Genomic DNA, 25,924 nt, shown 5'->3' with positions numbered 1-25,924 from the left:
GGTCCCGCCGGCCGCCGTCGCGTCCCGTCCCACCCGACGGCCCGCGACCCCGGCGGGCCGACCGGCAGGACGGGTCAGGGCAGCTCCTCGGACCCGTCCGGAAGGTCCCAGACGCTCGCGCCGAGTCGGACGCGCCCCCTCGATCGCGTCCGATCCCCGGCACACGACGGCCGGGATGTGCGCCGGCCGTCGATACATCGGAGCCTATTCCCGGGAAATGGGAACCGCTCGCGCTGCCGGCGCAGCGCATTACGACCGAAATTCGTTACATCCGTCCGCTCGAAGCGCCGGCGTCGTAGCGGGCCCGGGCGGCCTCCACCTCGTCCAGGTGGGTGGTGGCCCAGGACCTCAGACCGGAGAGCAGGTCGAGCAGGCTCCGGCCCAGGTCGGTGAGGGCGTAGTCGACCCGGGGCGGCACGGTGGCGTGCGCGGTGCGGGTGACGAGGCCGTCCCGTTCCAGGGCCCGCAGGGTCTGGGTGAGCATCTTCTGGCTCACCCCGTCGATGCGCTGGGCCAGCTCGCCGTAGCGCTTGGTGCCGCCGGCCAGGGTGAGCACGACCAGCACGCTCCACCGGTCACCGATGCGGTCCAGGACCTGCCGGCTTCCGCACTTTCGGTCGTAGAGGTCGGGTTCCACTTGTTTACTCTCCCTCAGGTGCCCTACGCACTTCAAGGTGCCTACTCTCCAACGGGAAGTGAGGCGGAGGTGTTCCGGTTGGAGCTGTCGTCAGACCCGCCCCGGGGCCGCGTCGCCGCAGCCCCACCGCACGCACCGGGAGTTGCGCCATGTCCGTCGTCGTCACCGGAGCCACCGGCCACCTGGGCCGCCTCATCGTCACCTCGCTGCTGGACCGGGGTGTCCCCGGCGAGCAGATCGTGGCGCTCGGCCGGGACACCAGCCGCCTCGCCGACCTCGCCGACCGTGGGGTCACCGTCCGACAGGCGGACTACAACGACGCCGACTCGCTGCGCGCCGCGTTCGCCGGTGCGGAGAAGCTCATGTTCGTCTCCGGCAACGAGCTGGGCCGGCGGGTCGCGCAGGCCCGCACCGTGGTCGCCGCCGCCAAGGACGCCGGCGTCGAACTGGTCGCCTACACCAGCATTCCGAAGGCCGACACCTCCAGCCTCACCCTGGCCGTCGAGCACCGCGCCACCGAGCAGGAGATCGAAGCGTCCGGCCTGCCGTACGTCTTCCTGCGCAACAGCTGGTACTTCGAGAACTACCTGCCGCAGATCCCCACGTACCTGGAGCACGGCGTGATCGGCGCGGCTGGGGACGGCCGGATCAGCGCCGCCGGCCGCGCCGACTACGCCGAGGCCGCCGCCGCGGTCCTCACCACCGAGGGCCACGCCGGGAAGGTCTACGAGCTGGGCGGCGCCCCGTTCACCATGGCCGAGCTGGCGGGCGAGCTGTCCCGGCAGACCGGGAAGGACGTCACCTACACCGACCTGCCGGTGGAGAAGTACGTCGAGGTGCTGGTCGGCACGGGCATGCCCGAGCCGTTCGCGGCCGTGCTCGCCGACGGGGACCGGGGCGCCGCCGCCGGTGAGCTGGAGGTGGCCGGCGACGACCTGGAGCGGCTGATCGGCCGGAAGCCGACCACCCTGGCCGAGGCGATCCGCGCCGCCCTCTGACGGCGAAAGGAAGGGCCCCCGTTAACGCCTGGCGTTGTACAGGGGGCCCTCCTTGACAGGCGCTGCGGTCCGGCACCCGGTGCACCGGTACCGTCCGGTCGCATGACCGAGGACTTCCTGCGCGACACCCGGGCCGCCTACGACGCCGTCGCCGAGCCGTACACCGAACTGTTCGGCGAGGAGTTGGCGGACAACCTGTGGGACGGCGCCTTCCTCGACGCGTACGCCCGGATCGTCCGGGGGCCGGTGCTGGACGTGGGCTGCGGTCCAGGCCGGGTCACCGCGTACCTGGACCAGCGGGGACTGGACGTCTCCGGCGTCGACCTTTCGCCGGGCATGGTGGCCGCCGCTCGACGCGCGTACCCGGAGCTGCGGTTCGTCGAGGGCTCGATGACCGCCCTCGACGTGCCCGACGCCAGCCTCGGCGGGGTCGTGGCCTGGTACTCGGTGATCCACGTCCCGGACGACGTCCTGCCGGCGGTCCTCGCCGAGTTCCACCGGGTGCTGGTCCCCGGTGGTCACCTCGCGCTCGCCTTCCAGGTCGGCGACGAACCGCGCCGCCCGACGGTGATGTTCGGCGCCCCGGTCGCGCTCACCTTCCACCGGCGACGCCCCGACGCGGTCGCCGACCTGCTCGCCCGGGCCGGCCTGCCGGTCCGGGTCCGGCTGGTCCGGGAGCCGGAGGCCCACCCGACGCACACCGAGGAGACGCCGCAGGCGTACCTTCTCGCCCGCAAGCCCACCGACGCGGGCTGAGCCGCCACCGTCACGTCGTGAGCACCACCTTGCCGGGGGCCCGACGGCCTTCCAGGTCCGCGTGGGCGGTCGCCGCGTCGGCCAGGGGGTAGGTCGTCACCAGTGGCCGCCACCAGCCACGCCCGGCCAGCTCGACCGAGCGGCCGGCGAGCCCGGGGATGCCGCCGGGCAGGGCGCGCATCCGCTGCCCCAGCCAGCCGGCGGTGATCCCCCGGCCGACCAGGTCGGCCGTACCGATCGCGGTCGCCTCGCCGGAGGACCAGCCGAACATCATGAACCGGCCGCCGGGCCGCAGCAGCTCCAGCGCGGCCCGTCCGACCGCGCCACCCACGCCGTCCCACACGAGGGTCGGCCCGCCGCTGTGCTCGCGTACCCGATCCGGCCAGTCCGGCAGCCCGTAGTCCACCACCAGGTCGGCGCCGAGGTCGCGTACCTTCGCGGTGCGGTCGGCGCCACGCGCCGCCGCCACCACCGTGGCGCCGGCGTGCCGCGCGGCCTGGACCAGCAGCCAGCCCACGCCGCCCGCCGCCGAGGGCACGAAGACCACGTCGTCCGGCGTCGGCCGCTCCAGCTCCACGACGCCGAGGGCGGTCCGGCCCGTGCCGACCGCGGCCACCGCCTGGGCGAAGCTCAGAGTCCCGGGTACGCGGATCAGCGTCCCGACGTCGGTCACCGCCTGCTCGGCGTACCCGCCGGGGACCATGCCGAGGTGTGCCACCACCCGCTCGCCGCGCCACGACTCGTCGACGCCCGCACCCAGTTCGTCGACGACACCCGCGACCTCGCGGCCCGGAACGGTGGGCAGCTCCGGCAACGGGAGCGGGCCGCCCGCCTCGCCCCGACGCAGGGTGGTGTCGAGCAGGTGCACCCCGCTGGCCTCGACGGCGACGCGCACCTGGCCCGGGCCGGGTGCGAGGTCGGGCAGCTCGTCGAGGACCAGGTTGGTCGCAGGGCCGAATTCGTGGAGCCGGATCGCGCGCATGCGACCATCCGACAACCTCAACCTCGGTCGAGGTCAAGGGTTCCGCGTGCGGCCCCGTCGCCGGGCCGGTCCTGGTCGGGACCGGCGGCTCGCGTGGCGGACCGACGGACCGTGCCGGCCAGGAAGGCGACCAGCGCGGTCGGGACCCCGACGCCGAACCCGATCGCGAGCGCCGACGATTCGCCGGCCGCGAGGATCGCACCGGCACCGACGGCGAACAGGGCCGCCATGACGGCGACGACCTGCGCGGCCAGACCGAGGCGGCGGGCCACGCCGAGCAGGTTGCCGTCCAGTCCCCCGGGTCGGCAGGCCCCGGCGGCGACCACCGCGGCCAGCGTCGTCACGCCGAGTGCCACCACCGCGCCGAGGCTGCCCGGCACCGCCGGCAGGACGAAGCGCCGCCCGCCCGCCGCCGACGAGACCGACAGCACGAGGACACCGGTCGCGCCCAGTAGCAACACGCCGTTCAGGACCGCGAAGAGGACGAACATGCGGCGGAGTGCGGCCATCGCGGCCGGCGCGAGGGGACCGCCGGCCGGTTGCGTGCCCGGGTACGGGTGACTCATCAGAGCTTCAACCGCCAGTCGGTCCCGTCGCCGTCGGAGAGGCTGCCGTCCTCGATGTCGCTCGTGGTGGAGCGCGGCCAGGCCCCTCCCGGGTACGCCTCGTGGCCGGCGAGCTTCTGCCGCATGGTGCTCAACGAGTCGGCGGTGAGTGCCACGTAGGTCAGGAAGGCCGTGATGGTGGCACCGACGAGCGCAACGACCTTGGCGGTGGAGAGCGCCGCGGCCCCGGCGGCCGGCGGGGCACCCACCACGGTCGCGGCGGCTCCCACCTCGGCGACGAGTTCGGCCACGAACGCGGCCGTGGCGATGGCGAGACCGGCCCACAGCGCGATGATGCCCCAGCCGATCTTCGTCAGGCTGCTGCCGAGCACGTCGGTCATCTGCTTGATGCCCTCGACGGCGGCCTTCTGGGTGGGCAGCATCTCCGCGTACGCGTCGGCGGCCGCGCCCTCCCACTTGTTGTCGCTGCGCATCTGGTCAGGCGTCAGCCGGGCGGCCAGCCCGCTGACCGGGCCACCGACGCGGGAGGTCCAGTCGTCCGACGCCGAGAGGATCGCCGGTGGCCAGCCCGGGTTGGCGGTCACCTTGATCATCTCCATGAACAACCGCCGGGTCAGGTCCCGGAGCCGCTCCAGTCGGGGCGGGATCTCCTCGGCGAGGAAGCCCGGCAGCAGGAGGACGGCCCGGTTGCAGTTGTCGAACAGGCGCTGCACGTTCTTCTCGACCTGGGCCATGTAGCGCTCGACCCGGTCGACGAGTTCCTGGAACTCCTGGATCCCCATGGCGATCGGCGCGGTGGGTACGGGAAAGGACATTCCTGCCGCCTCGGTGTCAGTAGATGTTCCGGAGTCGGTGGAGGTTGTCCACCTCGTCCTGCTGATAGCCCTCCGCGGCGGCCCGCAACGCGCCACCGACACTCTCGAAGTTCGTGGCACCCTGCCGGAGCAGAGCGACGACGGCCTGCTGGAACTCCTCGTACAACGCGTCGATGCCGAGCAGGTGCCCCAGGCCCGAGAAGTGGAACGTGCTCAGCACCAGCCCGGCGGCGTCCTCCGCGGCCGCCTCCAACTGGTCGGCCATCTCGTACCAGCGGCCGGCGTCGGTGTGCAGCGCCTCGATCGAGGCGACCAACTGCTCCCCTGTGGGTGTGGTCATCCGTACCGTCTTCCCGTCTCGTCCTCGGTGTTCGGCCTTCTGTCGTGTCTCTTCGTGTTAGCCGTGGGCTGCCCTTGTCGGCGTAGGTCGCCGGTGTGCGGTCAGCGGATCAGCCCGAGCTTGCGGAGCAGTACCTCCGGACGCTCGGTCAGCCGGCGCAGCTCGGCGCTCGCGGTCGAGGCGCCGTCGGCGCCGCCCGACGGCGGGGACGTCTGCCGCTGGGCGTCGTACAGCGCGTCCCGCAGCGCCCGGCCGATCCGCTCGTCCGACGCCGCGTGCAACCAGTCCGGGTCGACCTCGATGGCGACCGGGGACCCGTCCTCGGTCATGCGGGCCGTGACGGTGCCGTTCGGGCTGCTGCCCGCCACCTCCGGCACGGGCGGCACCTCGGCCGCCCCCTCCACCGGCTCTGCGTCGGCGGCAGAAGCGAGCTCGGCGTCAAAGCGATCGAGCACCGCCAGCAGGTCACGCAGATTGCCAACCGACTCGGGCGAACCGGGATCACCCGGAACCGCATCACCCGCACCCTTCCCGCCGTCGACCGGGTCGCCGACGGCGACGACCGCCTCAGCGGACGCGCGGGCCACCATGGCCTGCCGGACGGCGGCCAGGACCGTCTCCGGCAGCCCCTGCGGTCCCACCGTGGTACGCCAGTCCGGCACCAGCTCCACACCGGACACCAGCCCGGCGTGGTCCAGCTCCACAATGGCCGCGCCATCGGCTCCGGCGGAGTCCCGGACCCGCCCCATCAACGCCACGAACTCGCCGACGAGTGCGGTCGCGTCGCGCTGTAGGGCTTTCACCACGTCCACGTCGAAGTAGCCACCCTGTCGCACATGTCCCCCCGTGTCGCCTCTCGACCCCGCACGGTATCGGCTCCGGGCTCCCGGGGTGAACCCGTGCGGCGGCTTCCGGGTCACCCGGCGAGATTCGTGCGGGCCACTCACACGAGCCGGATTGCGGACTCCGGGTGGCGTGCCAGCGTGACGATCCGCCACTACGCCGGGCGGTCGAGGGACGGGATGCGGAGGTCGTCCCCCACCTGGACGCGAGCGGGGCAAAGGGGCGAAGCGATCGGGTACGCCGCGGACCCGGAAGCCTCGAAGGCGGAAGCGTGATCGGTGATCAAGGCTGTGACCTGGTGCCCCCGGCAGGATTCGAACCTGCGACACACGGTTTAGGAAACCGATGCTCTATCCCCTGAGCTACGAGGGCGCGAGGGCCTAGTCTAGCGACCTGGGGGTTCACCTGGGGTGGCAGGGAGTGGCACGGGTTCACCCACGTTCCCCGGACCGCCGTTGTCGCAGCCCAGGAGCACACCCCGAGCACACGAACCCCGGTCTGCGACCGGCGGTCGCCCCGGGTGACCCACGTTGGCACCGGTTCACCCCGGTTGGCACCGGCTGGAGGGAGTCTCTACGCGACTTCGCACAGCGCCACCTCTGCTGATCTTGGTTGTTTGGGCTGGTAGGGGGTCTTGTCGCGGATGCAGGCCCAGAGGACGTTGAGGCGTTGTCTGGACAGGGCGGCGGTGGCTTGACGGTGGGTCTTTCCTTCAGCTCGTTTCTTGTCGTAGTAGGCGCGTGATCGTGGGCAGTGGGTCAGGGCGGCGAAGCTGGACATGCTGAACACCCGGCGCAGACCACGGTGGTAGCGGTGGGGCCGAACCTGATGGCCCTGCCGTCGTCCCGAATCGCGGGAGATCGGGGCGAGGCCGGCGTGGGCAGCGAGTGCCGCGGGGCTGGCGTAGGTGGTGAGGGTCCCGGCGTGGGCGAGGAACTCGGCGGCGAGGGTGGTGCCGATGCCGGGCAGGCTGGTGACGATCTCACCCAGCTCGTGGGCGGCGACGACAGCGGCGATGGTTTCCTCGATGGCGGTGATGCGGTCGTTGACCGCTTCCAGGTCGGTGGCCATCTGGGCCACGATCGCGGCCGCAGTGGCCTCCCCGGCGACGGAGACGGTCTGCGTGCGCGCGGCGGTGAGGACTTTGGCGGCGAGGGCCTTGGCTGCCCGGACACCGTGCTGACGCAGGTAGGCCAGGATGCGGGCTTCGCCGGCGCGGCGCAGTCCGGCGGGGGTCTGCCACTGCGCGAGGAGCCGCAGCGCACCTTTGCTACTCAGGTTCAGTGCCTTCTCCAGGGCGGGGCTGATCATGGTGAGGAGGTCCTGGATGCGGGCGGTGAGGCGGACCCGGTCGGCGACCAGGTCGAGGCGGCGGGAGACAAGCAGCTTCAACTGCTGCTGCACCCCGTCAGCCACGGTGAGGGCCGGTAGATCGCCGCGCATGCGTAGGGTCTGGGCGATGACGTAGGCGTCGTGGGCGTCGGTCTTGCGTTCGCCGTGGAACGCCTCCGCCATCCGCGAGGTGACCGTGCCGCTGACATAGCGCACGTCCGCACCTCGATCGAACAGGACCGCCAGCAGCAGCGACGCCGGCCCGCCGCGAAGGTCGATAGCCCAGGTGATCGGCTTGCGCCGCTTACCGAGCCGCCCGACGATGCCAGAGATCGCGTGCTGGTCGTTGGGGATCTTCTCGGACAGAACTACGGTGCCGTCGTCGTCGACGACGCACACGTGGTGGTGGGTCTTGCCGACGTCGACGCCGGCCCACAGGCTGCCCATCGGGCATCACCCTTCTCGCTCGTGCTGGTCAAGGGGCGTGGACCCGCCGCGGTTCAGTAGCCACAACTTCGGAAAGGGCGATCGGTCGCAAGTCTCCATCCAGTGCTGACACAGCGGTCATCAGCGAGGGCCGGGGCGTCCTACTCCAAGCTGGCCATGACATCGGCAGCACACACCCAGACAGTCACCCGACCCTCCGGGTCCAACCCAGCAAACGACTTACTTCGATGTCCGTTGCGGGTTTGGACGGACTCCCGGAGTCCGAAGCCGTTGGGGTCGGACGCCGGGGGTCACGCCGACACCTCAGGCGGGCGTTACGGTCTGCCCCGACCTGGGGACGGTCACCGGTAGCGAACCATGCGGCATCCGCACCGGCTCCACGGGAGAAGCCAACGGCCGCAGGCGAAGTGGCGATCGGCCATCCAACTGCCGCTCGGCCGGCAGGACAACCTTCGCGGATCCGGTCTGGTCCGGCACGCGGAGGAGACCGACCCAGGCCCGGGACGGCACCGCGCCGACCGGGCTGGCCGAGGTGGTGGGCGGACTCCAGCGCGGGCAGGTCGACACCTGCTGCTGGTTAACGACACATCCGGCCCGCCCCTGCCAGCGACGCGGACGCGAACGGTGGGACGCGGGTGCCCTTGCCCGACTGCTTGACCAAGGGCACCCGCCGGATCGCCCCGGCAACGGCCGGACGCGGCGATCTACCTGCTGCATATCCGCGGCCGGGGCCGTACCGCCATGGGGGCGGACAGCGCACTGCGCCTGCCGCGAAGGTAATGCGTATCGTGGATAGAACGGTCGCCGAGTATGGGGCGGGAGAGGCGTGGACATGACAGATGGCACGGTCTACTCCGGCTCGCACTGGCAGCGCTACGCCACCGGCGACACCGACGAGGCACACGCCTACATCCGGCGAGCCTTCTTCGACGTCAACGTGCGGTTCTCCGGCGAAAGCCGCGACGGAGCCGGCCTGCGCACCATCACCACCAGCCTCGCCGACATCGGTGTGACCCGGCTGCACTATTCGGCGCGCACCCAGGTCGGCACTGCCCCGAACGGGGACCTGACCATCACCCACCTGATGACCGGCCGCTTCACCATCGCCAGGGCCAAGGACGAGTACCGGCTACGGCCCGGCGATGTGGTGTTGATGCTGCCGGATCAGCCCCAGGAAGCCGAGTTCGACGACGTCGACTCGTTCACCACCCGCCTTTCCCGCGCCCTGCTCGAAGAGGTCGCCCACGCGCAGACCGGCATCAGCGGCGCGGACCTGCGCTTCGACAGCTCCCGGCCGATCTCGGCAGCGCTCGGGCGGCACTGGACGCAGACGGTCTCTCACCTGACCCGCAGCGTGCTGGCCGACCCCGCCCTCATGGCCAACCCGCTGGTCGCCGCCAACACCCGCCACCTGCTCGCGGCGACGACCCTGGCCGTGTTCCCCAACACCGCGCACGCCACGGCCCTGCGGGCCGCCGGCGAGGTCACTCCACTGGCGTTACGCCGAGCCGTGGCCTACGTCGACGACCACGCCGACCAGCCGATCACGGTCGAGCAGGTCGCCGCCGCAGCCGGCGTGCGCCCCCGCGCGCTGCAACTCGCGTTCCGCCGCCACCACGACACCACCCCGATGCGGTACGCCCGCCAGGTCCGCCTCGAACGCGCGCACCGCGACCTGCAGGCCGCCGACCCGACCACCGGCGCCACGGTCACGATGATCGCCAGACGGTGGGGCTTCACCCACCCCGGGCGCTTCAGCACCGACTACCGCGCCGCCTACGGCTGCAGCCCCAGCCACACACTGCGCACCTGACACCCAGCCGCATCGCCGCTGCTCAGCCCTCCACTCCAGTAGCGGAGTGGGCGGCGCCGACCGGCTTGGACTGCGAGGATCCCCGCTGCCGCAGATAGATGGACAGGACCACCATCGACGTCACGGCCAGCAGCTCGGACTGCCAGTTCTGCAGGGTGCGGTTCCAGAAGTCGGGTTGCAGCAGGTACTCGCCCCAGGACACCGGGTCCTGGAGATTGGCGAGCTGCTGCTCGTTGTAGGCGGCGACCCCGGTGATGGACTGGGCCAGCCAGGACAGCAGGAAGATCACGCCCATGACCAGGCCCAGCGAGCGGGAGAACAGGGCATGCCGCAGGCCTCCGACCCGGGCCCAGGCAGGAGAGGTGTCAGTGGCGTACGGGCCGACCATCTGATCCTTGTCGGACTCGCGGCCGGCCTTGTCGAGTTCCTTCGACTCGGGTGAGCCTTTCTGCAGCAGCCAGACGGTGAGGAAGATGTAGAGGAAGAACTGCAGGTACTCCGACTGCCAGTTCTCGGTGACGTCGACGGCGAAGCTCGCCGAGGTGACGTACCGGCCGAGCGACACCGGTGACAGCCCCTCGCTGAGTTGCCGCTGGTTGAAGTCGGCGTGCCCGGCGAACGCCTGACCGACCAGTGACAGGAGGAACAGCAGACCGAAGACCAGGCCGAGGGAGTTCTCGCGCAGGAACTTCTTCACCGGTGCAGCACCCCCAACGCGGTGAAGTAGACGAGGCCGACGGCGACCACGAGCAGCAGCAGCACGAACTGCAATCGCATGGCTCACCCTCCTTGCAGCCCGCAGTCGTAGGGCTTGTCCCCTCGGGCGGTGCAGCCGGCGGCGACCACGCGCCAGCCGCCGGGAAAGACGGCAAGGAAGACGGTGTCGCCGTCCAGCCGTACCTGGGCACGCTGCCCGTACACGTCGGTGGCAACGACCGCCCCGGGTTCGGGCAGATCCTCGGCCAGGATCGCCTCGGCGCACGGCTTGTCGGCGGACTGTTCCAGCTCGGTGACGGTGTCGGGAGCCAACACGGCACAGGCGGCAGGGCCGTCCCGCCCCGCGACGGCGTCCAGCATCCGTGTGGTGACAGCGGCGGCCGCGTCAGCGCGATCGGTCACCGCCCCGCAGCCTGCCACGGTCATCACGGCCAGGGATGCGCCCACTGCCGCACCTGCGAACCTCATGCGGAGCTGCTTTCCCCCGCGCGACGCCGCCCAACCGGGTCCGGCTCGCCGCCTCGCACCGTCGGCGCGGTACTGCTCAATCGGACGCGGGTCGCCGCCAGCAGGCGGGTGACGCACGGGGCGGCATCGTGCAGGGTGAGCGTGACCCCGGCGTAGGCGGCGGCACGGTGCGTGCGCAGCAGGGCGCTGATGCCGTGCGCGCTGAAGAAGGTCACCCGGGACAGATCGAGGATCAACCGTGCGGGTCGCCGGGCGATCACGTGTGCGGCCAACTCGTCGATGAGGTGGGCGGTACTCATGTCGACCTCACCGCGAACGGCGATAGCTGGTACCGGCCCCTCGCTGTTCAGGTCCAGCGTCATGATCGGTTTGGCGACCCGAGCACGGTGTCGAGTCGGCTGTTCGAGGATAGACATGGCGCCTCCCGATCTGGTGCATCGGTGAGTCGGATCCTCCCGCGTCGTCGGCGCGGTCGGCGGACCTGGGCACATGTCTTGACCCGGAGACCACCATACCCACGACGTTCGCCGCGGACACCAGTTGAGCGGTGTACGAGTTTCGATGTGGCCGTTGTTCGCAGGCCAGGTTGAGCGACATGTGAAAGCCGACGGACACCGACAGGTCGGCGGCGCAAAGACGAGGAACCCGACGAGATGCGGCCTGTCCGGTACAACGAGGCGGTTCGGGGTACGGCCTGATGCGGTGAGGGGCCGAGGCGAGGAGGCGGCGGTGGCGGACGCGACGGTGTCGGACCTGGTGGTGGCCCGGCTCACGAACTGGGGTGTGGACCGGGTCTTCGGCTATTCGGGCGACGGTATCGACGGGGTGATGGGGGCGTTGCGCCGGGCCGGCCGGCCGGAGTTCGTGCAGGCCCGGCACGAGGAGACGGCCGCGTTCATGGCCTGCGGCCACGCCAAGTACACCCGCGGGCTGGGCGTGTGCCTGTCGACCCAGGGACCGGGCGCGGTGCACCTGCTCAACGGCCTCTACGACGCCCGGCTGGACTCCCAGCCGGTGCTCGCGCTGGTCGGCCAGCAGGTGACGTCGGTGCTGGGTAGCGGCTACCAGCAGGAGATCGACCTGGTCCGCCTCTACGGCGACGTGTGCGCGCAGTTCGTGCAGACCGCGTACACCCCGGAGCAGTTGCCGATGCTGCTCGACCGGGCGATCCGCACGGCCCTGGCGACCCGCAGCCCCACCTGCGTGATCCTGCCGCACGACGTGCAGACCGCCCCCGCTCCGGACCTCGGTGCCCACGAACACGGGATCATGGTGACCAATCCCGGTCTGCCGGTGCCCGAACTGCGGCCCCGCGCCGACGACCTCCGGGCCGCCGCGGAGCTGCTGACCGCCGGGCGGCGGGTGGCGATCCTCGTCGGGCAGGGCGCCCGCGCCGCCGCGCCCGAGGTGGTGGAGCTGGCCGAGGCGCTCGGCGCCGGGATCACGGCGTCACTGCTGGGCAAGCCGGTGCTGGACGAGGCTCTGTCGTTCCACACCGGCGTGATGGGCCACCTGGGCAGCACCGCCAGCAGCACGCTGATGAACGAGTGCGACACCCTGCTCATCGTCGGCAGCAACGATCCCTGGTCGGAGTTCTACCCCGCGCCGGGCCAGGCCCGGGCGGTGCAGGTCGACATCGACGGCCGGCGTCTGGGGATGCGCTACCCGGTGGAGGTGCCGCTGCTCGGCGACGCCGCCGAGACCATCCGGGCCCTGCTGCCACTGCTCACACCAAGGTCCGACCGGAGCTGGCGGGAGCGCGTCGAGGGCGAGGTGACCCGCTGGCGCGACATCGCCCGGCGCCGGGCCACCGCCGAGGCCGAGCCGCTCAACCCGCAGTACGTCCTGCACGCTCTCACGGACCGGCTGCCCGGCGACGCGCAGGTGTCGGTGGACGTCGGGTCGGTGACCTACTGGTACGCCCGGCATCTGCGGCTGCCCGTCGGCGTCGACGCGCACCTGTCCAGCACCCTGGCCTCGATGGGCTCGGCGCTGCCGTACGGGCTGGCCGCGAAACTCGCCACCCCGCACCGCCCGGTGGTGGCACTCGCGGGCGACGGGGCGATGCAGATGAACGGCCTGGCCGAACTGCTCACGGTCGCGCACCGGTGGCGGGACTGGGCGGACCCGCGGTTCGTGGTGCTGGTGCTGCACAACCGCGATCTGGCGGAGGTGAGCTGGGAGCAGCGGGAGATGGAGGGCGATCCCCGCTTCGTCGACTCCCAGCGCCTGCCCGACGCCCCGTACGCCCGCTGGGCCGAGCTGCTGGGCCTGCACGGCCTCCGGGTCACCACGCCGACGGAGGTCGACACCGCCTGGGACGAGGCCCTGTCAGCGGACCGGCCCACGCTGATCGAGGCGATCGTGGACCCGGCGATCCCCCTGCTGCCTCCCGCCCAGCCCTACGACAAGGTCGCCACCATGTACCAGGCGCTCGCCCGGGAGGACACCGACCTGGGCCGGCGGGCGCTGGCACACCTGCGCCGGGAACGGGCCACCGAGGGCTTCGACGACCCCCGGTGACGGCGGGAGGTGTGCCGACCGGGATTCCGGAGACGTCAATGGCAGGTCGAGGAACGAAGAAAGGGGTGTGATGACACGGGTCCGGCAGTCGGTGCATGCCTTCGCCGGCAGCGCGCTGGCGGTGGTGATCGCCGGGGTGGTCGCGCTCCTCACCGGTCAGCCATGGCTGTTTCCCAGCCTGGGGCCGGCGGTGATGCTGCACGTGGAAAAGCCGGACTCACCGGAGTCGTCACCCCGCAACACCCTGATCGGGCACGCGGTGGCCCTGCTGGCCGGGTACGGATTCCTGGTGGCCTGCAGGCTGACCGACAACCCGCCGGTGCTCCAGGAGGGGATGAGCGGGCCGCGAATCGTCGCCGCGGCCGGGTCGCTCGCGGTGACCGCGCTCGTGCTGGTGCTGCTGAAGGCGTCACATCCCCCGGCGGGCGCGACCACACTGATCGTGAGCCTGGGCCTGTTGACCACACCGACCCAGTTGCTCGTCGCGGCCGGCGCGGTGGTGCTGGTGACGATCGTTGACTGGCTGTACGGGCGGTTGTCGGGCCGGCCGATGCCGGTGTGGGCGGCACCTGGGCAGTCGTCGGAGGGAGCGCGTCGTGGTTGACCGGATCGCCGACCCGTGGGGTGAGCGGACCCCGTACGGGCCGGGGCAGGAGTGGCCGGTGCGGGTGGACCGCTATCTGGCCGACGGGCGTACCGATGCCGACGTGGACCGGTGGGTGCAGTCGGCGTCGGTGCTGCACTCCAACGGCGACGCGCTGGACATCGCGGTGGCCGACGGGCGGATCGTCGGGGTACGCGGCCGGGCGGTGGACCGGGTCAACCGGGGTCGTGTCGACCCGAAGGACCTGTACGGCTGGCAGGCCAACCACAACCCGGACCGGCTGACCCGGCCGCTGGTCCGGGACGGTGACCGTCTGGTCGAGACGGACTGGGACACCGCGATGGGGCGGATCGTGGCCCGGTCGAAGGAACTCCTCGACGGGCCGGGCGGATGGGGTCACTTCGGCTTCTACACCAGCGGCCAACTGTTCCTGGAGGAGTACTACGCGCTCGGCGTGATCGGCAAGGCCGGGTTGGGCACGCCGCACATGGACGGCAACACCCGGTTGTGCACCGCGACGGCGGCGGCGGCGATGAAGGCGAGTTTCGGCACCGACGGGCAGCCCGGCTCGTACACCGACGTGGACCACTGCGACGCGATCGCGCTGTGGGGACACAACGTCGCCGAGACGCAGACCGTGCTGTGGATGCGGATGCTGGACCGCCGGCACGGCCCCAACCCACCGGCGATGGTGGCGGTCGACCCCCGGGCCACCCCGGTCGCCCGGGAGGCCGACCTGCACCTGGCCGTGCGTAACGGCACCAACGTGGCGCTGATGAACGGCCTGCTGAGGGAGATCATCCGGCGGGGCTGGTACGACCGCGACTACGTCGACGCGCACACCCTGGGCTTCGAGGAGATGTGCCGGATCGTCGACGGCTACCCACCGCGCCGCGTCGCCGACATCTGTGACGTGCCGGCGGCCGACGTGGAGCGGGCCGCCGAACTGCTCGGCACCTCGCAGCGGCTGCTGTCGACCGTGCTGCAGGGCTTCTACCAGTCGAACCAGGCCACCGCCGCCGCCTGCGCCGTCAACAACCTGCACCTGATCCGGGGCATGATCGGCCGCCCCGGTGCCGGGATCTATCAGATGAACGGCCAGCCCACCGCGCAGAACACCCGGGAGACCGGGGCCGACGGAGACCTGCCCGGCCTGCGCAACTGGGAGAACACCGCGCACATCGCCGAACTGGCCCGGCTCTGGAACGTCGACGTGGACACCATCCCGCACTGGGCGCCACCGACGCACGCCATGCAGATTTTCCGGTACGCCGAGCAGGGCTCGATCAAGCTCCTGTGGATCTCCGCCACCAACCCGGCCGTCTCGCTGCCGGAGCTGCGGCGAATCCGGCAGATCCTGGCCCGGCCGGAGCTGTTCGTGGTGGTCCAGGATCTCTTCCTCACCGAGACCGCCGAGTTGGCCGATGTCGTGCTGCCCGCCGCCACGTGGGGGGAGAAGACCGGCACGTTCACCAGCGTCGACCGGACGGTGCACATCTCCGACAAGGCCGTCGACCCACCCGGCGAAGCGAAGCCCGACCTCGACATCTTCCTCGACTACGCCCGCCGGATGGACTTCCGCGACCGCGACGGTCAGCCGCTGATCCCGTGGACCGGGCCGCAGGAGGTGTTCGAGGCGTGGAAGGAGTGCTCGCGAGGCCGGCCGTGCGACTACACCGGCATCACCTACGACAGGCTGCGCGGCGGCTCCGGCATCCAGTGGCCCTGCACGGAGGAGCACCCCGACGGCGCCGAGCGCCTCTACACCGACGGGCAGTTCAACACCGACCCCGACTACTGCGAGACGTACGGCCACGACCTCGCCACCGGTGCGGAGTTCACCGAGTCCGAGTACCGGGCGAAGGAGCCGGAGGGGCGGGCGTTCCTGCACGCCGTCGACTACGAACCCTCCCCGGAGGTGCCCGACGACGAGCATCCGATGCTGCTCACCACCGGCCGCACCGTCTACCAGTTCCACACCCGCACCAAGACCGGCCGCGCCCCACAGCTCGACCGGGCCGCCCCGGATGTGTGGGTGGAACTCAACCCGGCCGACGCCGCCCGGCTCGGCATCACCGAGGGCGACCTGGTCGGCATCTCCTCCGCGCGCGGCGGCATCGAGGCCCGCGCCCGCATCAGCGGTATCCGCCCCGGCGTCGTCTTCGTGCCGTTCCACTACGGCTACTTCGACCAGGACCCGGACGACCGCACACCCCGCGCCGCCAACGAACTGACCATCACCGCCTGGGACCCGGTGTCCAAGCAGCCGCTGTTCAAGGTGGCGGCCGTCGCGGTGGCGAAACTCGCCGACGGTCGGGGCGTACCCTCACCGGCGCCGACCGTCGGCGGCAGCGCACCGCTCGCGGACGCCGGCGTGCCACCGACCGTCGGGGGGCCGACGGCGCGGGCCACCAGCGGGAAGGAGTGAGTCGTGCACCTCGCCCACTACCTCGGACTGCTGCACCGCGCGCAGGTCAACCTGGCCGACGCGTTCCGGCAGGTCGCCGACGCGCACGCCGAGGAACCCGACATCCAGCACCTCTGCCAGCAGCAGGCGCAGCGCTGCGACGCCCACGCCGAGCAACTGCAACCGTTCGCCGTCCGCTACTCCGAGGACGCGCCCGACGAGCCCGACCGGCTGCACTCGCAACTGTTCACCGGCACCCGCACCGGCGGCATCGGCCTCCTGCGGGATCTCCAGGACCTGTACCTGATGGCCGCCGAGTGCGACATCGCCTGGACCGTCGTCGGCCAGGCCGCCTACGGTGTCCGCGACGAGGACCTGCTCGCGGTCGTACAGCGGTGCGAGGGAGAGACCGCGATCCAGCTCAAGTGGCTGCGTACCCGGATGAAGGCCGCCGCGCCCCAGGCGCTCGTCGTCGCCGACTGAGGGGCGAGAGACCGGTCAGCGCAGCAGGACCGGGCCCGCGTCGATCCGGGTGCGGAACAGGACGTACGGCTTGCGCCGCAGGTCCTGTCCGCGCTGGTACGTGGCCTGGCGGTGCAGTTGGTTGGCGGTGACGTAGAGGTGGCCGTCGGCGGCCACGGACATGGTGTCGGGCCACAGCAGTCGCGGGTCGTGGACGACGGTCTCGTACTCGCCGTCGGTGCGGCGGCGCAGCACCGCGTCGTGCTCGTAGGAGGTGAGGTAGAGCCGGCCGGCGTCGTCGGTCTCCAGGCCGTCGGAGCCGCCGCCCTTGTCGCCCTCGTCGCGTACCGTCGCGGCGACCTCGTCGTCGCCGAGCGCGCGGTCGGCCAGGGCGTCGGTGGCTACGCTGTACCAACGACGCGACGCCAACGGGCAGTAGTAGAGGCGGGAGCCGTCGGCGGCGATGGCGATGCCGTCGCAACCCATGGCCACCGGTTTCGGGTCGCCGTCGGCGGGGCGTTGCAGGAACGGCCGGCCCTCGACCACCGGCCGGAACGTCTCCAGCGGCTCCGCCTTCGTCGACCGGTGCTCGTGCAGCCGCCGCCACGACTCCCCGCTGGCCAGGTCGACCACGATGACCCCGTTCGGACCGGAGTCGGAGGAGTCGGTGATGTAGGCGACGCCGGCCTCGCCGCGCCGTAGGTCGAAGCGCACGTCGTTGAGGTAGGTGCTGGGCAGCGCCACGTCGGCCGGGAAGGTGACCACCTGGGCGACGGTGTCGGTGTCCAGGTCGACCCGGACGAGTTTCGGCCCGCCCGGCTTCGTCGGCTGGAACATCGGGCTGCCGGTGTCGAGCACCCACAGCCGGTCGGCCGGGTCGACCACGATGCTCTGCACCGACACGAACGCCTGCGCGTCGTCGTCGGCCGACGGGCTGTTCCACTCCTGGTCCGGGAAGGGCACCTCGGTGCCGTCGCGCAGCTCGACCACCGTGGCGGGCACGTCGTCGCCCCACTTGGGGAAGTTGACGAAGATCCGGCCCGTGTGGGACACGCTCACGCCGGTCGGCATCGGCCCGGTGAAGGTGTGCACGACCACCAGGTCGCCGACCGACTCGTCGGTTACCGGGCCGGTCACCGCAGGGCCTTCAGGGCGACGGCGGTGACCGCGCCGTAGGCCAGGTGCGGGACGAGGTCGGTGACCCAGTCCGCAGCCGACCACGAGCGGGGGTCGGTGACCTTCAGGGCGGTCATCGGGGCGTTGGAGGCGATCATCGCCAGGCCGGTCAGCGCCAGCGCCGACACGGCGGTGGGCAGCCGGCGGCCTCCCGCCGCCGCGTACACACCGGCCGCGGCCACCGAGGTGGCGTAGCCGAGCAACGGGCCGAGCCCGGACTTCCGGTTCTCACCCGTCTGCTGGACGCCGAGGTCGACGTGGGCGAGGTCGGCCAGGCGGGCGGCGCTGTCCTCCCCGGCGCTGCTGGCCGGTCGGGCCCGTACCGCCATGTCGAGGTAGGTGACGGCGTTCAATGCGGACGCGCCGGCCGCGCCGGCGATGAGAGCTCTGCTGGTCGGCGTCATCCTCGCCTGCTACCCGCCGGCCCGCCGATGACACCCGGTCGAGCGCACCGGTCGGCGCGACCGGGTCGAAACAGGGCACCTGAGGCAGTGCGCCTCCACACCATGCTGCTGCCGTGGCATTCGACGGAAGTGGGGGTATCGTGGCGGGTCTGTAGTTCACATCCGCCGTATCGGGTGTGACGAATCGGCGTCGAGCAGCGGCGTTGGTCCCGGCTCCATCCTCCGGTGGGTTCGTGCAGCGGTCCGCGACGCGCGGGCTGCCATCGCACGCCCACTCTTCTGGTTCTGCCGGCGTGCCGCCTGTGAGGACTTGTGCCATGGCCACCCTGCCGACGGACCCCGCCGACGCCTTCGCCGAACTCGGCCGCATCAAGCTCGGCGAGACCGGCCTCGACGACGTTTTGCAACGCGTCGCCGAGCTGGCCAAACGCGCCCTGGACACACCGGTGGAGGTGTCGGTCACGCTGGTCCGCAACGGTACCGGGCACACCGCGGCGTTCACCGACGACCTGGCCCGCGACATGGACGAGCGGCAGTACGCCCAGGGACGCGGACCGTGCCTGGACGCCGCCACCACCGGCGACATCCTGCCCGTACCCGACCTCACCGCCGAGGACCGGTGGCCGGACTGGGCCGAACGCGGAGTGAAGGCGGGGGTGGGCAGCTCGGTGTCGATCGGCCTGCCCATCCAGGACGCGGTCGTCGGCGCGCTCAACGTCTATGCCCGCACCCCGCACGCCTTCGACGACGACACCGTCACCGTGCTGGAGACCTTCGCCGCGTACGCCGCGGTCGCCCTCGCGAACGCGCACCTCTACGACAGCACCGCCACCCTGGCCCAGCAGATGCAGGAGGCGATGGCCAGCCGCGCGGTCATCGAGCAGGCCAAGGGCATCATCATGGCCGAACGCCGCTGCACTCCCGGCGAGGCGTTCACGGTCCTGGCGAAGGTGTCGCAGGACTCCAACCGCAAGCTCCGGGACGTGGCCCAGGCCCTCGTCGACCGGGCAGCCGGAGAACGCTGACCCGCGTCTACTTTTCGCGGGCCTCGCGGGTGCTGCCGTTGTTGGCCTTGCGGATGGCCTCGACGAGGTCCGCCTTGTTCATCCGGGACCGGCCACGGACGTCGAGCTTCTTCGCCACGTCCATCAGGTGTTCCTTGCTGGCGTTGGCGTCGACCCCACCGGCCGTCCGGCCCGACGAGCCGCGGCCGCCGGCGGCCTTCTTGTCACTCGGTCCCTTGCTGCCCTTCGGCTCCCAGTGGTCGCCCACCTTCTCGAAGGAGTGCTTGACGGCCGCGAACGCCGTCCGGTGGGCGCGCTCGCCCTCACCGTACGAGTCGACCGCCGAGTCGTGCGCCTCCGCGTAGGTGTCCTGTGCCTTCTTCGGCGACCGCTTCAGGGTGCTGGGCATGTCCTTTCGTGCCGGCATCGTCACTCCTCTCGTAGCTCCTCGTCGATGACCCCTGCCCCCGTGGCCACCGCCCAAACACCGCCGCGGCCACTCGTCGTTCACCTGGACGGTCTTCGGGGCCATCGCCGCCCGGACCGAGCGGGTCGGCCTGGTCACCGGGGTGACCTGCCCGACGGTCCGCTACCACCCGGCGATGATCGCGCAGACCGCGGCCACCCTCGCGATCATCTCCGACGGCCGGTTCACCCTCGGCGTGGGCGCCGGCGAGCGGCTCAACGAACACGTCGTCGGCCAGGGCTTCGCGAGCGTGCGAGGCCGACACGAACGACTCCGCGAGGCACTGGAGATCATCAGGTTGCTCTGGCAGGGCGGCTACCAGTCGTACGAGGGCAAGCACCTCCACCTTGAGGACGCCCAGTGTTCGACCTGCCCGACCAGCCGCCGGGTGCTGCAGAACGCCGGCCCCGACCCCGACGGATTCCTCGACTTCTACCGCGACACCCTCGCCGACCGCCTCCGCACCCTCGGCTGACGCCGGATCGGCCGGGCCCGCCGTGCGTACCGCCCGGCGGACCGGGCAGGAAGTCGACGGTAGGTAGAAAGACTCACAGAGAGAGGGGACTTCCTGATGCCGAGCACCACGATGCCCATGCTGGAGACGTACCCGAAATCGATCAACCTGGACCGGGCGAAGCTCGCGGCGGCGATCGACGCGCTCAACGACTGCGCCCAGGCGTGCACCGCCTGCGCCGACGCCTGCCTCAGCGAGGACATGGTCGCCGAACTGACCAAGTGCGTCCGGACGAACCTGGACTGCGCCGACATCTGCGCCACCACCGCCCGGGTGCTGTCCCGACACACCGGCTACGACGCCAACATCAGCCGCACACTGCTGCAGGCGTGCGCCACCGCCTGCAAGTCCTGCGGCGACGAGTGCACGAGCCACGCCGACAAGCACGAACACTGCCGGGTCTGCGCCGAGGCGTGCCGTGCCTGCGAGCGGGCCTGCCGCGACCTGCTGGCCACCATCAGCTGAGAGGCAGGCGGGCGGTGCCGGCGCCCCGAGAGGTGCCGGCACCGCCCGCTTCGTCACCGCTTGGCCTCGTGTTTGGCCATCTGGGGCTGCTCGCCCTTGCCGACCTTGCGCAGCGCTTCGCGGAGCTGCTCCTCGGTCATCTTGGAGTTGCCCTCGATGCCCGCGTCGTGGGCCTGCTGACGCAGATCGTGCAGTTTTTCCCGGTCACCCATGTCGACCTCCCCGTGGGTGCGATGGCGCCGCGTTTCCGCGCGCCGCTGTCGTCCGCCGCGTTCCCGTGCGGCAGTGGAGGCAAACGGGCTCAGCGGGCGCCGGGTCCCAGGTTGTTGTCGGCATTGCGGGGGATGACGCCGAAGCGGCCCTCGGACTCCATCCTCACACCTTGACGTCGTCCAGGCGCTCGACGCCCTGCTGGCGGAGCTGGGCTGTACAGCTCGTCCTCGGTGATCAACTCACGGCGCATGTTGCGGCGCAGCATGCGGTCGTCGCGCACCAGTACCAGGGACCCCGGGTGGATGATGCGGGTGGCGGCGGGCCAGCGGTAGCCCAGCACGTCGAGCAGGTACGCCCAGCCGATGATCACTCCGACCAGCAGCACCCCGTCGGCGATCGAGGTGTAGTCGTCGGCCATCGCATTCTGCGCGGCGTCGGTGGGCGTTCAACGGGCGCCACGGACCTGCACCGCGTGCGTCAGCGTCATGAGCAGTAGACCACCCAGCAGATTGCCGGCGCCCGCGAGGAGGACGTTCAGGCCCAGGTCGGCGTAGCTCACGTGGGCGCCGAGCCAGATACCGAACAGCAGGTGCAGGCCGGAGACCACGACGTGGTCGAACGGGCCGAGGGCCAGGAAGAACCCGACCACGTACGCCAGGGCGATCCGGCTCCCCGCCGAACCGACCGCGTGCAGCAGGTACGACAGCAGCGTGAGCAGCGTGCCGGCCGCGATGCCCCGGGTGAACGTGGCCAATCCGTCCTTGGCGGCGATCTCCTCGGCGACCAGGACCAGCGTCTCGTGCGCACGGCCGGGTAGGGTCCCGCGCACGGCGAACACCGCGGCCATCACCGCGCCACCGACGAAGTTGAGCAGCAGCACCAGGAACCACAACCGCGCCAACTGTCCGACAGCCGAGGCACGGCGGCGGGCGATCGCCGCCGCCACCGGGTCGAAGAAGTTCTCGGTGAACAGCTCCGTGCGGCCGACCACCACGAAGACCAGACCGATACCGAACGCGAGCGCCCCGATCAGTTGACCCACACCGGAGGCGTAGTCCGGCGCGACCAACTCGCGGGCCACACCGAGAGCCACGATGCCGAACACGATGGTGACCCCGGCGATGAAACCGGTGGACGCCTGCTCCAACGTACTCATCGACAGACGACGCTCACCCTCACCCCGGGCGCGGTCGTAGACGTCCTCAGGACGCGGCTCTCCTGCCATGCGCCCCGAATACCCGGACAAGGAGCAGCGAACCGCGCCGTCAGAAGCGGGTGCCGGTTGGTACGGCCGGCGGGCAGCACCGGGTCAGCCGGTGTCACTGCGGCGGGGCAGGGTCGGACCCAGTTCGGCCGCGGGGTGGCGACGGGAGCTCTGGTTGTCGGCCGCGGGCGTGTCGGGCGTCGGCCAGGGCCATGCCGAGAAGGATGGCGAGGGCTGCGCCCGCGGCGATCAACGGTGTGGTGAAGGCCAGTGGCAGTACCGCGGCGGCCAAAGCGGCGATTCCGATGAGCCGGCGCCGGGAGAGCCGGTTGAAGACCACACGTTCCAACCCGATGCGGCCGACGACATAGACGATCGGCCCGCCGAGGATGGCGGCGAGCCAGACTGGTCGCACGTGGTCGACCGGGTGGGTCACGACGATCTCGTATCCGATCGCCACGAGCACGATACCCAACACCATGATCGTGTGGGAGCGTCCGGCGATTCGCCCCTCTCGAACCCGGTCCTCCGCGGCCTCGATGGCTTCGGGGAGCACCTGCCCCGCACGGTAGTAGTAGATCCTCCACAGGAGCACCGAGGTGGCGAAGCCGATGACAAGGGCCAGCGTCGTGGCCAGCGACAACGGTGTGTCGGTGTAGGTGAACCCCAGCGCCAGCACGCTCTCGCCGAGCGCGATCAGCAGCAGCTGCTCGTACCGGTCGGCGAGGTGGTGGGTGTTGGCGGGGTCCCAGGCGTCGTCCAGTTCCCGGCTCATGCCGGGCACCGGCCAGGAGAGGCGGGCCGACACGAGGTCGATCGTGATGGCCAGCGACCACAGGGCCACCCGGGCCGCGTCCTGGACCAGGACGCCGGCCAGCCACGGCAGCGCCGACACGCCGAACCAGATCGCCGACCGGAGATAGAGGGCCTGTAGCGCAGCATCCCGCCCGAGCCGGATGGCCACCAGCGGCCTACCCACCTGAAGAACCACGTACGGCACGGCGTACGCCCAGCCGCGCTCCCGGAACGCGTACGGCAACGACGATGCCATGAAGATCACGCCGAACGCGGTGAGCAGCACCATCGCCTGGACCGGTCGCCGCCGCGCGTCGAACCGGCTCGTGATGTGGGAGGTGGTCGTCCAAAGCCACAGGATCGGTAGGACCAGCACCAGACCGTAGAGCAACCCCACCCACCGCGTGGTCAACATGTCGGAGGTCAGGTCTGGCACAACCCGTGAGACGACCACCGACAGGGCGAAGACCAGCACCAGATCGAAGAACAACTCGACGAAGTCAGCCCGGCGCTTCTCTCCCGCGCGGCTGCCCGCCCGCATCGCCTCTTCGACAGGCGGCTCCTGGTTTCGCCGATCACCGGCCGCACCCTCAGTCACCGACCCAGTCTTCAGCCCGACAGGCCGCAGCACGGCGAAAAGTTGAAACGCTTCCCCGCGGCGGGAACCGCGAGTGGCAGCCGACGCGCCCGGAACCGAAACCGCCCGCCGTCCGAGCGACGGCAGGCGGGGCGGCTGACGGCTCCTCGGGTCACCCGTCACGGGCGGCACGGTCGCGGTCGGCCTCGGTGCCGGCCGTCCCGACCGGGGTGCCGTCGCCGTCGCGGATGGCTCCGGACAGGTCCACGTCGGCACCGGCCCGGGCGGCATCCGCCGCCGCGTCGTCCGCGCCGACGACCTCCCCGCCGGAGGCGGCACCATCGCCGTCGTCCTCGGTCAACCGCCCGGCGGCAACCAACCCGATCGGAACGTACCTGGGCTCGGTCATCTCGTCCTCCTGAGCATCCGCCACCTCTTCTTCCGCTACCCCGGGTCGCTCCGGGCACACCGCCACCGCGCCGTCTCGATGACCTCCTCGATCTCAGGCTGCTCAACCCACCGCCGCACCCGAGCATCTCCGTACCGCCCCTTCACCCCGCTCGCGGCCGGTCGGCTCCCGCTGCGGTCGCCACCGGAGGGCGCATGGGCGGTGTCCTCCGAGTGGAGGGCTTCCAACCGCAGGTCAGGAAGGTGCTGCGGGGGTGAGCATGGGTGCCATGGGGCTCCCACGAGGCGACGGGCGGGACCTGCTGCAACGACGGGAGGACGTCCGGCAGGCCAACTTCTTGGAGCTCTTCGTCGACCTGGTGCTGGTCTTCGCTCTCTCCGGAGTGGTCAACAGGGTGGTGCGGGACGCCACCGCAGAGGACCCGGTGGTGCAGTGGCGGTCACTGGCTTACCTGCTGGTGTTGTCCCTGCCGCTGCTCTGGCTGTGGATCACCACCGCGCACATCACCAGCTGGTTCGACCCCCGCCGCCGCAAGGTCCAGTGGATCGTGCTCGCCAGCGCGTTCGGTCTGCTGGTCATGGCCTCGTCCCTACCGCACGCGTTCACCGACGAGGGCTGGTCGTTCGCGCTGCCGTACGTGATCCTGCTCTGCGTCCGGCCGCTGATCCTGCTGCCCAGCGTGCGCGGGCACGCCCTGCGCGACCTCTACGCCCGGTCGCTGCCGTGGTGTGCGGTCGGGGCGGCAATCTGGGTGGCCGGCACGCTCGTGAGCGGCGACGCCCGCGCCGCCCTGTGGGCGATCGCCGTGACGGTGGACATCGTCGCCGCGCAACTACGCTGGCCGGTTCTCGGCCGGGCCCGACCGCCGGTCAGCGCGTGGGCGATGGACAGCGGCCACCACCTGCCCGAGCGCTACCAACAGTTGCTGATGATCGCCCTTGGCGAGACCGTCCTGGCCGTGGGCCTCACCTTCACCGACCTGCCGAACACCGCGGCCACCTGGGCGGCGCTGGTGGTGGCGTACCTGTCGACGGTGCTGCTCTGGCGGATCTACTTCTACCGCTCCGGCCAGGTCCTCGCCGAGGCGGTCGCCGCCGCCGGAGATCGGCTGGCCGCCGGCCGCGCCACCGGTATCGCCCACGTCGTCATGGTGATCGGCATCGTCACCACCGCGGTCGGCTACGAGATCATGCTCGAACACCCCACCGGCCGACCCGAGCCCGTCTGGCTCGCCGTGATCCTCGGCGGTCCCGCACTCTTCCTCTACGGCCGCATCCGCCTGGAACGGGTCGTGTTCGACCGGCTGTCCATCCGCCGCGTCGTCGCCATCGCCGCACTGGCGACCGCCGCCGTACCGCTGCACCGCACCCCACCCCTGGCCGCTGCCGTCACGGCCGCGTTCGTGCTGCTCGGGGTCGCTGTCGCCGACGCTCGGCACGCCACCGGGCGCCCGCCCGAAAAACCTTCACCGGCGCACTGAACGCCGTCGTCGCGGCCCGATCAGTCCCTCCGCTTGCCCGGAGGAACGGCAAGCGGCCACCCGGAAGCCAAGACCCTCGCAGATCGAAAATACATCCGCCATCATGGCGCCGTGTCCACCTCACACCTGATCCCCCGCCGCGCCGCCGCGCAGGTCAACGCCGATCTGGCGGACACCCGCGTCGTCTTGGTCAACGGAGTACGCGATGCAGGCACGAACAACCTGGTCCACCTCGTTGCCGGCGACCGTCTAGCCGAGCGCCGCGATCTTGATCGGGCCCAGGACCGGGCGGTGGCGGTCGCCGATCCCGTCGGGTTCGTGGACTCCTCCGAACTCCTGGTCTGATGAGATCAAGCGCGCTCTGGAGTTCCTGGTGGGCATCAAGGCTGCCGTCGACGAGGATCCCCGTCCTGGCGGGTACCTGTGACCCGCGCCAACTACGCGGCCCGAATCATACGGGGCGGCCGCTTACGTCGAGGCTCGGAATTGCAGCACTACCGGGCCGGC

General features: G+C 71.2%; 28 protein-coding genes, 1 tRNA gene and 2 pseudogenes. 12 read left to right on the top strand and 19 right to left on the bottom strand.

Annotated elements, in window-relative coordinates; all coding sequences use genetic code 11:
• Positions 1 to 265: 265 nt before the first annotated feature.
• The gene (locus AB0I76_RS00930) at positions 266 to 637 is read right to left on the bottom strand and encodes a helix-turn-helix domain-containing protein (RefSeq protein ID WP_357027922.1); all 372 of its coding nucleotides are present in this window, start codon (positions 635 to 637) and stop codon (positions 266 to 268) included.
• 149 nt (positions 638 to 786) lie between these two features.
• On the opposite strand from AB0I76_RS00930, the gene AB0I76_RS00925 reads away from it, so the two are divergent.
• Complete coding sequence (locus AB0I76_RS00925) at positions 787 to 1,635, top strand: SDR family oxidoreductase (protein ID WP_357027919.1); 849 nt, start codon at positions 787 to 789, stop codon at positions 1,633 to 1,635.
• A 102-nt stretch (positions 1,636 to 1,737) separates the two neighbouring features.
• Positions 1,738 to 2,391 carry a class I SAM-dependent methyltransferase gene (locus AB0I76_RS00920; protein ID WP_357027916.1) on the top strand — a complete coding sequence of 218 codons (654 nt, stop codon included), beginning with the start codon at positions 1,738 to 1,740 and terminating at the stop codon, positions 2,389 to 2,391.
• Between the two features lie 10 nt (positions 2,392 to 2,401).
• On the opposite strand, the gene AB0I76_RS00915 is transcribed toward AB0I76_RS00920, so the two are convergent.
• The 7 genes from AB0I76_RS00915 to AB0I76_RS00885 all read right to left on the bottom strand — a co-directional run bounded on the left by AB0I76_RS00915 (position 2,402) and on the right by AB0I76_RS00885 (position 7,716).
• The gene (locus tag AB0I76_RS00915) at positions 2,402 to 3,373 is read right to left on the bottom strand and encodes a zinc-binding dehydrogenase (protein WP_357027913.1); all 972 of its coding nucleotides are present in this window, start codon (positions 3,371 to 3,373) and stop codon (positions 2,402 to 2,404) included.
• A gap of 17 nt (positions 3,374 to 3,390) precedes the next feature.
• Positions 3,391 to 3,939 carry a hypothetical protein gene (locus AB0I76_RS00910; protein ID WP_357027910.1) on the bottom strand — a complete coding sequence of 183 codons (549 nt, stop codon included), beginning with the start codon at positions 3,937 to 3,939 and terminating at the stop codon, positions 3,391 to 3,393.
• Positions 3,939 to 4,754 carry a hypothetical protein gene (locus AB0I76_RS00905; RefSeq protein WP_357027907.1) on the bottom strand — a complete coding sequence of 272 codons (816 nt, stop codon included), beginning with the start codon at positions 4,752 to 4,754 and terminating at the stop codon, positions 3,939 to 3,941. The genes AB0I76_RS00910 and AB0I76_RS00905 overlap by 1 nt, the downstream gene beginning before the upstream one ends.
• 16 nt (positions 4,755 to 4,770) lie before the next feature.
• Positions 4,771 to 5,094 (bottom strand): hypothetical protein, encoded by a 324-nt coding sequence (locus tag AB0I76_RS00900; RefSeq protein ID WP_357027904.1) that lies wholly within the window; start codon positions 5,092 to 5,094, stop codon positions 4,771 to 4,773.
• 101 nt (positions 5,095 to 5,195) lie between these two features.
• The gene (locus tag AB0I76_RS00895; RefSeq protein ID WP_357027901.1) at positions 5,196 to 5,930 is read right to left on the bottom strand and encodes a YbaB/EbfC family nucleoid-associated protein; all 735 of its coding nucleotides are present in this window, start codon (positions 5,928 to 5,930) and stop codon (positions 5,196 to 5,198) included.
• Between the two features lie 303 nt (positions 5,931 to 6,233).
• Positions 6,234 to 6,309: transfer RNA gene (locus AB0I76_RS00890), tRNA-Arg, on the bottom strand.
• Between the two features lie 201 nt (positions 6,310 to 6,510).
• On the bottom strand, positions 6,511 to 7,716 hold the full coding sequence (locus AB0I76_RS00885; protein WP_357027897.1) for an IS110 family transposase: 1,206 nt from the start codon (positions 7,714 to 7,716) through the stop codon (positions 6,511 to 6,513).
• An 832-nt stretch (positions 7,717 to 8,548) separates the two neighbouring features.
• Here AB0I76_RS00885 and AB0I76_RS00880 point away from each other — a divergent pair.
• Positions 8,549 to 9,529, top strand: coding sequence for an AraC family transcriptional regulator (locus tag AB0I76_RS00880; protein ID WP_357027892.1), 981 nt, complete (start codon positions 8,549 to 8,551; stop codon positions 9,527 to 9,529).
• Between the two features lie 22 nt (positions 9,530 to 9,551).
• Here the strand turns inward: AB0I76_RS00880 and AB0I76_RS00875 are convergent, their stop codons facing one another.
• The 3 genes from AB0I76_RS00875 to AB0I76_RS00865 form a co-directional block, all read right to left on the bottom strand.
• On the bottom strand, positions 9,552 to 10,226 hold the full coding sequence (locus AB0I76_RS00875; RefSeq protein ID WP_357027889.1) for a DUF6766 family protein: 675 nt from the start codon (positions 10,224 to 10,226) through the stop codon (positions 9,552 to 9,554).
• 83 nt (positions 10,227 to 10,309) lie between these two features.
• Positions 10,310 to 10,648, bottom strand: coding sequence for a hypothetical protein (locus tag AB0I76_RS00870; RefSeq protein ID WP_357027886.1), 339 nt, complete (start codon positions 10,646 to 10,648; stop codon positions 10,310 to 10,312).
• Between the two features lie 62 nt (positions 10,649 to 10,710).
• A complete protein-coding gene (locus AB0I76_RS00865) occupies positions 10,711 to 11,130 on the bottom strand; it encodes an STAS domain-containing protein (protein WP_357027883.1) in 420 nt (139 codons plus the stop codon).
• Positions 11,131 to 11,443: 313 nt separating this feature from the next.
• Between AB0I76_RS00865 and AB0I76_RS00860 the strand changes: the two genes are divergently transcribed.
• The 4 genes from AB0I76_RS00860 to AB0I76_RS00845 all read left to right on the top strand — a co-directional run bounded on the left by AB0I76_RS00860 (position 11,444) and on the right by AB0I76_RS00845 (position 16,731).
• On the top strand, positions 11,444 to 13,237 hold the full coding sequence (locus AB0I76_RS00860) for a thiamine pyrophosphate-requiring protein (RefSeq protein ID WP_357027882.1): 1,794 nt from the start codon (positions 11,444 to 11,446) through the stop codon (positions 13,235 to 13,237).
• 70 nt (positions 13,238 to 13,307) lie between these two features.
• Positions 13,308 to 13,841: an HPP family protein gene (locus tag AB0I76_RS00855; RefSeq protein ID WP_357027879.1), complete on the top strand. Its 534-nt coding sequence runs from the start codon at positions 13,308 to 13,310 to the stop codon at positions 13,839 to 13,841.
• A complete protein-coding gene (locus AB0I76_RS00850; RefSeq protein WP_357027876.1) occupies positions 13,834 to 16,269 on the top strand; it encodes a nitrate reductase in 2,436 nt (811 codons plus the stop codon). Before AB0I76_RS00855 ends, AB0I76_RS00850 begins: the two co-directional genes overlap by 8 nt.
• Positions 16,270 to 16,272: 3 nt before the next feature.
• Positions 16,273 to 16,731: a hypothetical protein gene (locus tag AB0I76_RS00845; RefSeq protein WP_357027872.1), complete on the top strand. Its 459-nt coding sequence runs from the start codon at positions 16,273 to 16,275 to the stop codon at positions 16,729 to 16,731.
• 15 nt (positions 16,732 to 16,746) lie between these two features.
• Here AB0I76_RS00845 and AB0I76_RS00840 read toward each other — a convergent pair whose 3' ends face one another.
• Positions 16,747 to 17,847 carry an L-dopachrome tautomerase-related protein gene (locus AB0I76_RS00840; protein ID WP_357027869.1) on the bottom strand — a complete coding sequence of 367 codons (1,101 nt, stop codon included), beginning with the start codon at positions 17,845 to 17,847 and terminating at the stop codon, positions 16,747 to 16,749.
• A complete protein-coding gene (locus tag AB0I76_RS00835; protein ID WP_357027866.1) occupies positions 17,844 to 18,290 on the bottom strand; it encodes a hypothetical protein in 447 nt (148 codons plus the stop codon). The genes AB0I76_RS00840 and AB0I76_RS00835 overlap by 4 nt, the downstream gene beginning before the upstream one ends.
• Before the next feature lie 317 nt (positions 18,291 to 18,607).
• Between AB0I76_RS00835 and AB0I76_RS00830 the strand changes: the two genes are divergently transcribed.
• The gene (locus AB0I76_RS00830; protein WP_357027863.1) at positions 18,608 to 19,315 is read left to right on the top strand and encodes a GAF and ANTAR domain-containing protein; all 708 of its coding nucleotides are present in this window, start codon (positions 18,608 to 18,610) and stop codon (positions 19,313 to 19,315) included.
• A gap of 7 nt (positions 19,316 to 19,322) precedes the next feature.
• On the opposite strand, the gene AB0I76_RS00825 is transcribed toward AB0I76_RS00830, so the two are convergent.
• On the bottom strand, positions 19,323 to 19,721 hold the full coding sequence (locus tag AB0I76_RS00825; protein ID WP_357027860.1) for a ChaB family protein: 399 nt from the start codon (positions 19,719 to 19,721) through the stop codon (positions 19,323 to 19,325).
• Positions 19,722 to 19,755: 34 nt separating this feature from the next.
• Between AB0I76_RS00825 and AB0I76_RS00820 the strand changes: the two genes are divergently transcribed.
• Positions 19,756 to 20,235 (top strand): LLM class flavin-dependent oxidoreductase, encoded by a 480-nt coding sequence (locus AB0I76_RS00820; RefSeq protein ID WP_357027931.1) that lies wholly within the window; start codon positions 19,756 to 19,758, stop codon positions 20,233 to 20,235.
• A 96-nt stretch (positions 20,236 to 20,331) separates the two neighbouring features.
• Positions 20,332 to 20,739, top strand: coding sequence for a four-helix bundle copper-binding protein (locus AB0I76_RS00815; protein WP_357027857.1), 408 nt, complete (start codon positions 20,332 to 20,334; stop codon positions 20,737 to 20,739).
• Between the two features lie 53 nt (positions 20,740 to 20,792).
• Here the strand turns inward: AB0I76_RS00815 and AB0I76_RS00810 are convergent, their stop codons facing one another.
• The 5 genes and pseudogenes from AB0I76_RS00810 to AB0I76_RS00790 all read right to left on the bottom strand — a co-directional run bounded on the left by AB0I76_RS00810 (position 20,793) and on the right by AB0I76_RS00790 (position 23,937).
• The gene (locus tag AB0I76_RS00810) at positions 20,793 to 20,951 is read right to left on the bottom strand and encodes a hypothetical protein (protein WP_158242072.1); all 159 of its coding nucleotides are present in this window, start codon (positions 20,949 to 20,951) and stop codon (positions 20,793 to 20,795) included.
• Positions 20,952 to 21,040: 89 nt separating this feature from the next.
• Positions 21,041 to 21,388 (bottom strand): annotated as a pseudogene (locus AB0I76_RS00805) (DUF421 domain-containing protein); the annotation flags it as partial.
• A 9-nt stretch (positions 21,389 to 21,397) separates the two neighbouring features.
• The gene (locus AB0I76_RS00800) at positions 21,398 to 22,177 is read right to left on the bottom strand and encodes a formate/nitrite transporter family protein (protein WP_357027853.1); all 780 of its coding nucleotides are present in this window, start codon (positions 22,175 to 22,177) and stop codon (positions 21,398 to 21,400) included.
• 94 nt (positions 22,178 to 22,271) lie between these two features.
• Positions 22,272 to 23,549: a low temperature requirement protein A gene (locus tag AB0I76_RS00795; RefSeq protein WP_357027850.1), complete on the bottom strand. Its 1,278-nt coding sequence runs from the start codon at positions 23,547 to 23,549 to the stop codon at positions 22,272 to 22,274.
• Positions 23,550 to 23,700: 151 nt separating this feature from the next.
• Positions 23,701 to 23,937, bottom strand: a complete 237-nt coding sequence (locus AB0I76_RS00790) for a hypothetical protein (RefSeq protein ID WP_357027847.1) — start codon at positions 23,935 to 23,937, stop codon at positions 23,701 to 23,703.
• A gap of 268 nt (positions 23,938 to 24,205) precedes the next feature.
• On the opposite strand from AB0I76_RS00790, the gene AB0I76_RS00785 reads away from it, so the two are divergent.
• Together AB0I76_RS00785 and AB0I76_RS00780 are read left to right on the top strand one after the other, a co-directional pair.
• Positions 24,206 to 25,417 (top strand): low temperature requirement protein A, encoded by a 1,212-nt coding sequence (locus AB0I76_RS00785; protein WP_357027844.1) that lies wholly within the window; start codon positions 24,206 to 24,208, stop codon positions 25,415 to 25,417.
• Positions 25,418 to 25,528: 111 nt separating this feature from the next.
• Positions 25,529 to 25,841, top strand: a pseudogene (locus AB0I76_RS00780) (hypothetical protein); the annotation flags it as partial.
• Positions 25,842 to 25,924 lie beyond the last annotated feature (83 nt).

The sequence above is a fragment of the Micromonospora sp. NPDC049799 genome, assembly GCF_040656655.1.
GTDB lineage: Bacteria > Actinomycetota > Actinomycetes > Mycobacteriales > Micromonosporaceae > Micromonospora.
The sequence above is the reverse complement of the archived record's forward strand: the minus strand, read 5'-3'. Positions and strand labels throughout refer to the sequence as shown.